This window comes from Hydrogenophaga aromaticivorans (assembly GCF_013387465.1).
Classification (GTDB): Bacteria; Pseudomonadota; Gammaproteobacteria; order Burkholderiales; family Burkholderiaceae_C; genus Hydrogenophaga; species Hydrogenophaga aromaticivorans.
Map to the genome: position 1 here is coordinate 1 of NZ_VYGV01000015.1, position 11,221 is coordinate 11,221.

The window sequence follows — 11,221 nt, forward strand, 5'->3', positions numbered from 1 at the left end:
GGCCAGCTCGGCGCGCCGGTGCTGCTCCGCCGCCGCGGCCGCGCGCTGTTGCTCCAGCGCGGCGGTGTGTGCCCGGTCCTCGCGCTCCAGGCGTTCCAGCGACAGCCGCAGGCGCTCGGCCTCCGAGAGGTGCGCCGCGTCGCCGGGTGCCGGTGAGGTTCCGGCGAGGTCCACCGTGACGAACCCTCCGGGGGCTGCCTGGGTCTGTGCCTGGGCCAGCGCCGCTGGTCCGTTCGCTGACGCGGGTGCGGTGGCCTCGGGCGTGGCGGCCCGCGATGCCGACCCGCTGGTGTGGTTCAGCTTCCACCAGGTCCCGGCGCCCGCGAGCACCAGCACCAGCCCCCAGAGCACCACTTTTCGTTTCGCGGCACCCGCCGCCGGCAACGCCGGCATCGAGCGGTGCGACGCAGAAGCGGGCAACAGGGGCACGCCGCAGGCCTGACAAAACCGGGCGTCAGCCGGGTTGTTCGCCTGACAGGCCGGACAGACGGGCTTCGATGACCGGGCGCGCCTGCGCGCCGCGTGGGGCACGGCAACCGGTGCCAGGGGCGCAGTGCATCCCCGGCAAAACCTTGCCCTGTCCCGGTTCTCCGCACCGCACGCCTGACACACCACCATGGTTCATCCACCCGCTGAAGCTCTTGGCGCTTTCTAGCATGGCGTGCGACAGGGGCACAACACGCCAGCGCGCCAGCGGGTGAATCACTGGCGTGGGCGGTTGGTCGGCGCCCGGAACGGACGCCCGGGCGGGGTGTTCAGAGGTTGGTGCCGAGCCAGCGCTTGAGCTCGCCCTCGGCCACGCCGCTGCGCTGCGCCAGGTCCCGCACCTGGTCTTCGCCCAGCTTGCCGACGTTGAAGTAGGTGCTGTCGGGGTGGCTCAGGTAGAAGCCGCTCACGCTGGCGGCCGGCGTCATGGCCAGGCTTTCGGTCAGGCCCATGCCGATCTCGTCGGCCTGCAGCAGTGCGAACATCGCGCGCTTGACGCTGTGGTCCGGACAGGCCGGGTAACCGGGCGCGGGACGGATGCCCTGGTACTGCTCCTTGATCAGCGCTTCGCTGCTCAGCGCCTCGTCGGCCGCGTAGCCCCAGAGGTCGGTGCGCACGCGGTGGTGCAGGCACTCGGCAAAGGACTCGGCCAGCCGGTCGGCCAGGGCCTTGAACAGGATGGCGTTGTAGTCGTCGTGCGCGTCGAGGAACTGCTTTTCCTTCTTCTCCGCGCCCAAGCCGGCGGTGACGGCGAACAGGCCCACGTAGTCGTCGGCCACACCCTTGGGCGCCACGAAGTCGGCCAGGCAGCGGCTCGGGCGCATGACGCCGTCCACTTCCTGCTTCTCGGTCTGCTGGCGCAGGCCGTGCCAGGTGAGCGCGACCTGGCTGCGGGTCTCGTCGGTGTAGAGCTCGATGTCGTCGTCGTGGACCGTGTTCGCCGGGTAGAGCCCGATCACGCCGTTGGCCGACAACCAGCGACCTTCGATGATCTTCTTCAGCATGGCCTGCGCGTCGGCAAACACCTTGCGCGCCTGCTCGCCCACCACCTCGTCCTGCAGGATGGCGGGGTAGGGGCCGGCGAGGTCCCAGGTCTGGAAGAACGGTGCCCAGTCGATGTACTTTGCGATCTCGGCGAGGTCGAAATTCTTGAACTGGCGCTTGCCGATGAACTTGGGCTGGGTGGGTTTGAAACTGGCCCAGTCGATCGGCGTCTTGTTCGCGCGGGCCTGGGCCAGCGGCCACAGCCTGACCTGCTTCTTGTTGGCGTGTTGTGTGCGCACCTTGTCGTAGTCGGCGTTGAGCTCGGCGATGTAGGTCGCGGCCTGGTCGCTCAGCAGGCCCTGCGCCACGCTCACGCTGCGCGAGGCGTCGGGCACGTAGACGACCGGGCCGCTGTAGTGCGGCGCGATCTTCACGGCGGTGTGCACGCGGCTGCAGGTGGCGCCGCCGATCAGCAGCGGGATCTGCTTCTCGCGGAAGTGGGCGTCCTTCTCCATCTCGCTGGCCACGTACTGCATCTCTTCCAGGCTGGGCGTGATCAGGCCCGAGAGGCCCACGATGTCCGCGCCCTCTTCCTTCGCCTTGGCCAGCACCTCGTGGCAGGGCACCATCACGCCCATGTTCACCACCTCGAAGTTGTTGCACTGGAGCACGACGGTGACGATGTTCTTGCCGATGTCGTGCACGTCGCCCTTGACGGTGGCGATCACGATCTTGCCCTTGGTCTTCACGTCCTGGCCGGCGGCGGCCTGGGCCAGCTTCTCGGCCTCGATGTAGGGCAGCAGGTGGGCCACGGCCTGCTTCATCACGCGCGCGCTTTTCACCACCTGGGGCAGGAACATCTTGCCCTGGCCGAACAGGTCGCCCACCACGTTCATGCCGTCCATCAGCGGGCCTTCGATCACGTTGAGCGGGCGGCCACCGTCGCGCTCGATCTCGCGCCACATCTCTTCGGTGTCTTCGCTGATGAACTCGTTCATGCCGCGCACCAGCGCGTGGGCGAGGCGCTCGCGGATCGGCAGCGCGCGCCACTCGTTCTTCTTGCTGTCGTCCTTGGCCGCGCCCTTGGCATTTTCGGCCACTTCAACGAGCCGCTCGCCCGCATCGGGCCGGCGGTTCAAGACCACGTCTTCCACCCGCTCGCGCAGCTCGGGCTCCAGCTCGTCGTACACGCCCACCATGCCGGCGTTGACGATGCCCATGTCCATGCCGGCTTTGATGGCGTGGTACAGGAACACGGTGTGGATGGCTTCACGCACCGGGTCGTTGCCGCGGAAGCTGAACGACACGTTGGACACGCCGCCGCTCACCTTGGCGCCCGGCAGGTGCTGCTTGATCCAGCGCGTGGCGTTGATGAAGTCGACCGCGTAGTTGTTGTGCTCTTCGATGCCGGTGGCGATGGCGAAGATGTTGGGGTCGAAGATGATGTCTTCGGGCGGGAAACCCACTTCGTCCACCAGGATGCGGTAAGCGCGCTCGCAGATCTCGATCTTGCGTTCGTAGGTGTCGGCCTGGCCCTTTTCGTCGAAGGCCATCACCACCGCGGCGGCGCCGTAGCGCTTGACCAGACCGGCCTGGCGCTTGAACTCGTCCACACCCTCTTTCATGCTGATCGAGTTGACCACGCCCTTGCCTTGCACGCAGCGCAGGCCGGCCTCGATCACCTCCCACTTCGAGCTGTCCACCATCACCGGCACGCGCGCGATGTCGGGCTCGCCGGCGATCAGGTTCAGGAACTTCACCATCGCCGCCTTGCTGTCGAGCATGGCCTCGTCCATGTTGATGTCGATCACCTGCGCGCCGTTTTCCACCTGCTGGCGCGCCACGGCCAGCGCCTGCTCGTACTCGCCGTTCAGGATCATGCGGGCGAAGGCCTTGGAGCCGGTCACGTTGGTGCGCTCGCCCACGTTGACGAACAGGCTGCCCTCGCCGATGCGCAGCGGCTCCAGGCCGGACAGCAGCATGGGAGGAACGGCGGCGGACGAAGAGGGAGAAACGGCGGAGTCGGAAACTGCGGACATGAGGCTCACCAGGGTTGCGGACAAAAACTGGTGAGCGCCGTTGGGGGTCTGTGTGACCGGCCGGGACCGTGTGGCCCCGACGTCTCAAGCCTGACACCGGGTGCGGGCATCAGGCCGATGCCCCCGGCGCTGCAGCGCTCCTTGAGAGGGTGTGATTTTATGCCATCCACCTCGGAACGACAGCACGACCGAACGCGGCATCGGCGGCGGTTCAGCGGCTGAGCAGATCGATATACGCCTGGTAGCTGAAGCTGCGGTTTTTTTTCTGGCCAGTGACCTCGGTCACGATGCCCAGTTCCTGCAGCAGCTTGACGGCCGCGCTGGCGGTGGGGAAGGTGGTGCTCAAGGCCTGGCGGACTCGCTCCACGCTGAAGCGCGGCATGGTGGGCAGCAGTTCAAACAGACGGTAGCTGGCCGGACCGGCCTTGGCGTGCTGCAGCAGGCGGCGGCGGTCGGCGGCCACCAGGCTGGCCAGCGCCACGATGTCCTTCTCGGCCTCCGCCGCGGCCACCTCGACCCCTTCCAGAAAGAAGCCAACCCAGCCCTCCCAGTCGCCCTCGGTGCGCACGTCGGACAGGTGCCGGTAGTAGGCGCTCTGGTGCCGTTTGAGGTAACCGCTCAGGTACAGCAAAGGCTCGGGCAGCAGGCCCCAGTGTTCCAGCAGGGCCGCAATCAGCAAACGGCCCATGCGGCCATTGCCGTCCAGAAACGGGTGGATGGTCTCGAACTGCGCATGCACCAAGGCTACCCGGACCAGCGGAGGCAAGTCCCCAGCGGGGGCATGGATGAAGCGCTCCAGGTCGGCCAGCAAACCCGGCACCTGCTCGGCCGGTGGCGGCACGAACACCGCGTTGCCCGGCCGAGTGCCGCCGATCCAGTTTTGCGAGCGGCGCAGTTCGCCCGGCTGCTTGCCTGTGCCGCGCACGCCGTTGAGCAGCAAGCGGTGGGCATTGCACAGCAGGCGCACGCTGATCGGCAGGCCCGACGCATCGCGCAGGTTGTCCTGCACCAGCCGGAAGGCCTGCAGGTAGTTGGTTACCTCTTCCACGTCATCGGTGTTGCTCACGGTCAGACCGGCCTCTTCATCAAACAGGTCGGTCAGCGTGGCCTGTGTGCCCTCAATCTGCGAGGTCATCAAGGCCTCCTTGCGGATGGCGCTGTACAGCAGCCAGTCCACCGATGGCACCAGCCCCGCCACGGCCGACAAACGCGCCAGCGCCATCTGGGCCGCCCGATTGCGCTCACTCCAGGTCGCCTCGGCCAAGACCGGCGCGCCGGGTGGCAAGGCGTGGGGAACGAAAGCCTTGACCGGCTCCCCGAGGGTGGTGTGGGTGACGTAACTGCCGGTGATGCGTTTCATAGACAAGCCATCTTTAAATCAAGTGCACCATATTAAAGAATTCTTTTATTTCATGGAAGCGTTTTAAAGACGGCTTTAAAACACCGACAGAGACGCAAAGACCTTTGACGGTGGAAAGCCGGCTGGTCAGAAAAAGGCACTGGTGCGATGCTTGCTAACCCCATGCGCATGCCCCCCCACCGCTCCGACCCCGACACCCAGCCCGGCACCGACTGGCACGCGCAAGAGCTTCTGCTCATGCGCGAGGTGATGAAGCTCGTGGGCCGCAGCCTGGCGCCGGCTTTTGTGTTGCGCGAGATGCTGCACCTGATGAGCGAGCTGCTGGGCCTGAACCGGGGGCGCATGGTGCTGGCCGACGAGGCGGTGCCGGGCGCGGAGCGCACCGCCTCGGTCCGCCACGCCTACGGCCTCACCGCCGAGGAAGCGGCACGCGGCGTGTTCCGCTGGGGCGAGGGCATCACCGGCCGCGTGCTGGCCAGCGGGCTGCCCGCCATCGTGCAAGACGTGGACGCCGAACCCTTGTTTCTCTTTCGCACCGTGGCGCGCGCCCAGCTGCCGCCGCAGACCGTGGCCTTCATCGCGCTGCCGATCGAGGTGAACGGCGCCACCGTGGGCGTGCTGGGCTGCCACCGCATACGCAGCCGCCAGCGCCACCTGAACGACGACCTGGCGCTGCTGCGCATCCTGGCCACGCTGGCCGGCCAGCTGCTGCAGCTGGAGCAGCTGGTGGCCGAAGAGCGGCGCCAGCTGGCCGCACGCAACGAGGCGCTGGAGCACGCGCTCGACGTGGGTAGCGCGCGCTACGGGCTGATCGGCCGCTCGCCCGCGTTGCTGCAGGCGCTGGGCGAGCTGGAGCGCGTGTCGCAGTCGCAGGCCACGGTGCTGCTGCTGGGCGAGTCGGGCACCGGCAAGGAGCTGTTTGCCCGCGCGGTGCACCTGGCCAGCGGCCGGCGCGACCAGCCTTTCATCAAGGTCAACTGCTCGGCGATTCCGGACACACTGTTCGAGTCCGAACTGTTCGGCTACGAACGCGGCGCCTTCACCGGCGCGAGCACGGCGCGCGCGGGCTGGTTCGAGCAGGCCAACAGCGGCACCATCTTCCTGGACGAGATCGGCGAGCTGCCGCTGGCCATGCAGAGCAAGCTGCTGCGCACCCTGCAGGAAGGCACGCTGGTGCGCCTGGGCGGCACGCGCGAGATCCGCATCGACGTGCGGCTGGTCGCGGCCACCAACCGCGACCTCGCGCGCGAGGTGCAGGCCGGCGGCTTCCGGCAGGACCTGTATTACCGGCTCAACGTGATCCCGATCCGCCTGCCCAGCCTGCGCGAGCGGCGCGAAGACGTGCGCGCGCTGGCCCTGCATTTCGTGAGCCGTGCCAACCAGGCGCACCAGCGCAACGTGAACCTCGCGCCCGACGCGCTGGCGCGGCTGGAAGCGCACGACTGGCCCGGCAACATCCGCGAGCTGGGCAACCTGATCGAGCGCCTGGTGCTGCTGGCCGACCACACGCTGGTGACGGCTGCGGCGCTGGAGCGTTTCATGCCCGAGGCGCTGAAGGATGCCCGACCCGCGCCCGCCTCTGCCCCGATCCCGCCCGCCCTGCCCGCGGCGGCCGGCCTTGTGCGCGACTACCAGAGCGCCACGTCGCACGACGCACAGACCCTGCAGGACGCGCTGACCCGCCACCAGGGCAACCAGTCGCGCGCGGCGCAAAGCCTGGGGCTCACGCTGCGGCAGTTCAGCTACCGGCTGCGCAAGGCGGGTTTGCGGTGAGCGGATAGGGTGAAGGGCTGGAGTGAAAGCCAGCGCCCGGGATGTGTGACAGCATCAGTGCCATTGACCAAGACTTGCGAGAAGCCGCCATGAAAACAATCGACGAGATGCTGAACCTGGCATTGTTGACCCCCGTTGAGCACCAGCAGATCAGCAGCTGGATCGCACAGGCCGACTCGCCCGACGAGATTTTGAAGATGCCGCCGTTGCTGTGGCGTGCCGTCGAACGGGCCAGCGCGGTCATGGGCATCGACGAAGACCTGATGCGCCCGCCTGCGCTGGATGCTGACGATCTGGTTTGCCGGTAGGCGACGCGCCGGGCGGTTGGCTGGCCGATTCACCGGCCAGGACGGCCGGGGCGGGCATGTCGTTCATCGGCCATGAACCGCCATTGCCAGGTCGGCGAAGCCGGCGCGAGGCGGCGCTGTTTGCACGTCGCAGGACGCACACATTGGCGCTGCGAATGGCCCGATTGCAGATGTGCCTGCCCTGGCCGGCCACCAAGCATTGAGCCGATACTCGCAGAGGCGAGGAACTGCTAGCTGTGGTGCCACCATGCGTACGCTGAGTAGGCAGCGCCGAGCAAGTACAGAGATGTGAAGATGCTCTTGTTGTACTTGGCTAGCCAGCGAGGGAGGTAGATGTCGAAATTCTCTTCACGTCGCTCGGTGTAGCGAGCGGCAACGCCGGTGAGGGGGCACGACCACTTGTTGAACAGCAGAACAAGCGCTTCAAGGGCGACCAAGCCGATAAGCGCAGCCGCGAGAGCGAAGTTGCGGTGCCAGGCAGCAAGCGGCGCACCCAGGATGCAAGCAACAAAGAAAGCCCAGATCGCGGTGTGCGCCACCTTGACGACCGTGAGCGCGACTTCGTGGTTCATGGCACCGCTGTTGGTTCTTCGTGCCGCCTAACTTTGATGTAGTCGCCGAATCACCGGATATGCCCGGGGACAGTCGGAAAACGTGGCGGCACAGAGGTTAAAAAATCTTTTGGCATCAGGCACTTGCCTCAACAATCTGGATGAATGAACAGGCACAAAAAAACCGACCAAGCCGTCGTCGGTGCGCCGCTGGTGGACAAGCCCTTGCGCTACGAAAGCCATCAGCGTATTCAGCACTCGGACTATAGCTTTCGTTCAGGCCCACAGAATCCCGACGGCAGCTCCTTCAATCCATTCCTGCCGCGTTTTCAATGACCGGTTCGGGGTTCGGAGGTGGATGCCCACTCCGGGTCGCAACCAGGCATTCCCTTCCCGCCGCTCGGCACCCAGCCCCAACCCGCTCATCCGCCACTGTGTTGACATTGTGTCAACACAGTGGCGATACCCAGCAGCGTCACACCCCGGCGCATGCCCGCGCAGAACCCCAAAAAACCCAGCGCAATCAAGGACTTGTGCGCGTTGATCCACACGCGCATCGCACTGGCACGCCGGTTGCAAAGAGCACTGCAGGCCATCCTGCCTTTGCCCTTTTCAAGAGGTCCCCATGAGCATTGAAGCCACCCTGATCGCTCCCGATCAACTCGCCACCCTGCAAGCCGCCGAACCGGTGGTGATCATCGACACGCGCGACGCCGACACCTTTGCCGCCGGCCACATCCCCGGCGCGGTCAACCTGCGCGAGGTGTTCACCTTTCTCGCCACCTCCACGCCCGAAGGCCTGCAGGCGCTGAAGGCCACCTTCGCCGACGCGCTGGGCAAGGCCGGCCTCTCGGGCGCCGAGACCGCCGTGTTCTACGAAGACGCGATGAACAGCGGCTACGGCCAGTCGTGCCGCGGCTACTACCTGCTCACCTGGCTGGGCTACCCCAAGATCAAGGTGCTCAACGGTGGCTTCAGCGCCTGGAAAGCAGCCGGTCTGCCGGTGTCCACCGAAGCGGCCACGCCCACGCCCGCCACCTTCCCCGAGCTGCCGATGAGCGACGTGATGCTCACGCAGGCCGATGTGCAGGCTGCGCTGGGCACCGACACGGTGTTGCTCGACGTGCGCGATGTGGACGAGTGGATCGGCGACAGCTCTTCGCCCTACGGCAAAGATTTCGCGCCGCGCAAGGGCCGGCTGCCGGGCGCGAAATGGATCGAGTGGTACCGCTTCATGAAGCCCTCGGCCCAGGGCCCGGTGTTCAAGACGCCCGACGAGGTGAAGGCCGAGTGCGCCACCGCCGGCATCGCGCCCGACGACACGGTCTACCTGTATTGCTTCAAGGGCGCGCGCGCGTCCAACAGCTTCCTGGCGCTCAAGCAGGCCGGCTTCTCCGACGTGCGCATGTACTTCGGCTCGTGGAACGAGTGGTCGCGCGACGACAGCCTGCCCATCGAAACCGGCCTGCCGGTCGCCAAGTCCAGCAAGCCTGCCAGCCTGGCGCTGGCGGCCTGACCCGCTTTCTTCTCAACCCCGTTTTTCACCTTTCTGGAAACCCCATGTCCTCCACCGACACCCTCGAACCTACCGCCCCCGTGACCACCGTCAAAGCCTACCTGCGCCCCATCGATGGCAAGGGCCTGGCCGACTTCGCCGCCGGCGGCAAAGCCAACCCGGCCCGGCGCGGCACCAACAAGGTCCACACCGTGATGGAGGGGCAGTACCGCTCGCTGTCGCACGTGGGCGAGAAGCACGTGGTGGTGGTGGACGAGCCGCTGCACCTGTTTGGCGAAGACACGGCGCCCGCGCCGGGCGAGATCGTGCTCTCGGGCCTGGGCGGCTGTATTGCCGTCGGCGTGACGGCGGTGGCCACCTGGAAGGGCGTGAAGCTGAGCAAGCTCGAAGTGTTTCTGGAAGGCGACATCGGCAACCCGGCGGCCTGGGGCGCGGGCGGCGCGCTGGAGAAGACGGCGCCCGAGATGGGCTTTCAGGCGATCCGCGTGAAGGTGCTGGTGGAAGGCGACGCGAGCCGCGAGGTGCTGGACGAGATCGTGCAGCACGCCAACTTCTATTCGCCGGTGGCCAACACCATGCGCAACCCGATCCCGTTTGAGATCTCGATGGCCTGAAATTTTTAGCTCCCTCCTCCTCTGGGGGAGGGTGGGGGTGGGGGCACGCATGAAGCGGCGTTGCCGGCGCGCGGGCCCCCATCCCCACCCTCCCCCAGAGGAGGAGGGGGCGAACGTCCCTGTTCGCCCTGAACTTGTCGAAGGGCCACCCCATCCTGGAGCTTTCATGAACCCCGCCGACCTGCCCCCCGAACTCGCTGCCCAACCCGCCAACCTCATCGATGCCGTGCGCGCCATCGCGCAAGGCCCGCTGGCCGAACAGGCCTACGCCATCGACCGCGGCGCCTACCCGGTGGACGTGATGAAGCAGCTGGCCGCGGCCGGCGCCATGAGCGCGCACCTGCCGCAGGCCGACGGCACGCCCGGCGACTACGGCCTGGCCATCCTGGCCATGGCCGAAGCTGCCAAGGTCTGCGGTGCCACGGGCTTCATGATGTGGTGCCAGTGCGTGGCCGGGCTGTACATGCAGGCCTCAGGCAACCCGGCGCTCACCGGCGAGCGGCTGGCGCGCCACGTGCGCGGCGAGACGCTGGGCGGCACGGGCCTCTCGAACCCGATGAAGAGCTTCGCGCAGATCGAGGCCCTGCTGCTCAAGGCCACGCCGGTCGAAGGCGGCTACCTCGTCAACGGCACCCTGCCCTGGGTCAGCAACCTCGGGCCCGACCACTACTTCGGCGCCATCGCGTCGGTGCAGGTGGACGGCGCCTGCGCTGGCCGCGAGATGATGTTCATGCTGCGCTGCGACGCACCCGGCGTCACGCTCAAGGCCTGCCCCGAGTTCTCGGGCATGGAGGGCACGGGCACCTACAGCGTGCACTGCAAAGACCTCTTCGTCGGCAGCGACGACGTGGTGGCCGACCCGGCCAAACCGTACATCGCGCGCATCCGCGGCGGCTTCGTGCTGCTGCAGTGCGGCATCGCGGCCGGCATCATCCAGGGCGCGATCGACAGCATGTGGGCGGTGGAGGGCCAGCTGGGCCACGTGAACCAGTTTCTGGAAGACCGGCCCGCCGAGCTGCAGGCCGAGTTCGACGCGCTGGTGGCGCGCATCATGAAGCTGGCAGAGACGCCGTTCGACACCTCGACCGACTACTTCATCGACGTGCTCGACGCGCGCGCCCACGGCGCCGAGCTCTGCCTGCGCGCCGCCAACTCGGCCCTGATGCACCAGGGTGCGCGCGGTTACCTGATGAGCAGCGAGGTGCAGCGCCGCGTGCGCGAGGCGCAGTTCGTCGCCATCGTCACGCCGGCCATCAAACACCTGCGCAAAGAGATCGCGCGGCTGAGCGCCGAGGAGATGCCGGCATGACACCCGCCATCCAACCCACCCCGGTGGCCCAGGTCGTCGCAGCCCTGGGGGCACCTGCATTCAAGCAGTACATCTGCCACGCCTGCGGCTACATCTACGACGAAGCCGCAGGCGACCCCGACAGCGGCCTGGCCGCGGGCACACGCTTCGAAGACATCCCCGACGACTGGGCCTGCCCGCTTTGCGGCGTGACCAAGAGCGACTTCGAACCCTACAGCGCGCCCAGCCTCGACGAGCTGCGCGCACGCGCCGGCGGCGCGGCCGCAGTGGCGGTGCGCGGC

At 67.2% G+C, this 11,221-nt stretch carries 11 protein-coding genes, 1 pseudogene and 1 riboswitch; of the genes and pseudogenes, 7 read left to right on the top strand and 5 right to left on the bottom strand.

The features are described from left to right. The 4 genes and pseudogenes from F3K02_RS15290 to F3K02_RS15300 all read right to left on the bottom strand — a co-directional run. On the bottom strand, nt 1-429 hold a 429-nt coding region (locus F3K02_RS15290; protein ID WP_425485617.1), incomplete at its 3' end, for a hypothetical protein. A gap of 12 nt (nt 430-441) precedes the next feature. Then, nucleotides 442-618: pseudogene (locus F3K02_RS27995) on the bottom strand (DUF7577 domain-containing protein); the annotation flags it as partial. Between the two features lie 137 nt (nt 619-755). Further along, nucleotides 756-3,509, bottom strand: coding sequence for a methionine synthase (gene metH / locus F3K02_RS15295; RefSeq protein WP_177136494.1), 2,754 nt, complete (start codon nt 3,507-3,509; stop codon nt 756-758). A 25-nt stretch (nt 3,510-3,534) separates the two neighbouring features. Further along, nucleotides 3,535-3,658: riboswitch (S-adenosyl-L-homocysteine riboswitch) on the bottom strand. A gap of 62 nt (nt 3,659-3,720) precedes the next feature. Continuing rightward, entirely contained in the window at nt 3,721-4,869 is a 1,149-nt protein-coding gene (locus F3K02_RS15300) for a Fic family protein (RefSeq protein WP_177136495.1), read from the bottom strand. A 168-nt stretch (nt 4,870-5,037) separates the two neighbouring features. Here F3K02_RS15300 and F3K02_RS15305 point away from each other — a divergent pair, with 168 nt between their 5' ends. Both F3K02_RS15305 and F3K02_RS15310 read left to right on the top strand, forming a co-directional pair. Next, nucleotides 5,038-6,642, top strand: coding sequence for a sigma-54-dependent Fis family transcriptional regulator (locus tag F3K02_RS15305; protein WP_425485611.1), 1,605 nt, complete (start codon nt 5,038-5,040; stop codon nt 6,640-6,642). Nucleotides 6,643-6,731: 89 nt separating this feature from the next. After that, nucleotides 6,732-6,950, top strand: coding sequence for a hypothetical protein (locus tag F3K02_RS15310; protein WP_177136497.1), 219 nt, complete (start codon nt 6,732-6,734; stop codon nt 6,948-6,950). 230 nt (nt 6,951-7,180) lie between these two features. Here F3K02_RS15310 and F3K02_RS15315 read toward each other — a convergent pair whose 3' ends face one another. Then, complete coding sequence (locus F3K02_RS15315; protein ID WP_177136498.1) at nt 7,181-7,522, bottom strand: hypothetical protein; 342 nt, start codon at nt 7,520-7,522, stop codon at nt 7,181-7,183. A 144-nt stretch (nt 7,523-7,666) separates the two neighbouring features. Here F3K02_RS15315 and F3K02_RS15320 point away from each other — a divergent pair, with 144 nt between their 5' ends. From F3K02_RS15320 to rd, 5 genes are all read left to right on the top strand, one after another. Continuing rightward, the gene (locus tag F3K02_RS15320) at nt 7,667-7,837 is read left to right on the top strand and encodes a hypothetical protein (RefSeq protein ID WP_177136499.1); all 171 of its coding nucleotides are present in this window, start codon (nt 7,667-7,669) and stop codon (nt 7,835-7,837) included. Between the two features lie 289 nt (nt 7,838-8,126). Then, nucleotides 8,127-9,017: a sulfurtransferase gene (locus F3K02_RS15325; protein WP_177136500.1), complete on the top strand. Its 891-nt coding sequence runs from the start codon at nt 8,127-8,129 to the stop codon at nt 9,015-9,017. 44 nt (nt 9,018-9,061) lie between these two features. Beyond that, nucleotides 9,062-9,631 carry an OsmC family protein gene (locus F3K02_RS15330; protein WP_177136501.1) on the top strand — a complete coding sequence of 190 codons (570 nt, stop codon included), beginning with the start codon at nt 9,062-9,064 and terminating at the stop codon, nt 9,629-9,631. A gap of 166 nt (nt 9,632-9,797) precedes the next feature. Then, on the top strand, nt 9,798-10,940 hold the full coding sequence (locus F3K02_RS15335; protein ID WP_177136502.1) for an acyl-CoA dehydrogenase family protein: 1,143 nt from the start codon (nt 9,798-9,800) through the stop codon (nt 10,938-10,940). Further along, nucleotides 10,937-11,221: rubredoxin (gene rd / locus F3K02_RS27560; protein ID WP_246309518.1), on the top strand; the 285-nt coding region annotated here is incomplete at its 3' end. The genes F3K02_RS15335 and rd, both read left to right, overlap by 4 nt.

What these genes read in the sequence shown, in the direction of transcription:
- metH (WP_177136494.1), bottom strand. Translation starts at nt 3,509, where the DNA reads ATGTCCGCAGTTTCCGACTCCGCCGTTTCTCCCTCTTCGTCCGCCGCC.
- F3K02_RS15300 (WP_177136495.1), bottom strand. Translation starts at nt 4,869, where the DNA reads ATGAAACGCATCACCGGCAGTTACGTCACCCACACCACCCTCGGGGAG.
- F3K02_RS15305 (WP_425485611.1), top strand. Translation starts at nt 5,038, where the DNA reads ATGCCCCCCCACCGCTCCGACCCCGACACCCAGCCCGGCACCGACTGG.
- F3K02_RS15310 (WP_177136497.1), top strand. Translation starts at nt 6,732, where the DNA reads ATGAAAACAATCGACGAGATGCTGAACCTGGCATTGTTGACCCCCGTT.
- F3K02_RS15315 (WP_177136498.1), bottom strand. Translation starts at nt 7,522, where the DNA reads ATGAACCACGAAGTCGCGCTCACGGTCGTCAAGGTGGCGCACACCGCG.
- F3K02_RS15320 (WP_177136499.1), top strand. Translation starts at nt 7,667, where the DNA reads ATGAACAGGCACAAAAAAACCGACCAAGCCGTCGTCGGTGCGCCGCTG.
- F3K02_RS15325 (WP_177136500.1), top strand. Translation starts at nt 8,127, where the DNA reads ATGAGCATTGAAGCCACCCTGATCGCTCCCGATCAACTCGCCACCCTG.
- F3K02_RS15330 (WP_177136501.1), top strand. Translation starts at nt 9,062, where the DNA reads ATGTCCTCCACCGACACCCTCGAACCTACCGCCCCCGTGACCACCGTC.
- F3K02_RS15335 (WP_177136502.1), top strand. Translation starts at nt 9,798, where the DNA reads ATGAACCCCGCCGACCTGCCCCCCGAACTCGCTGCCCAACCCGCCAAC.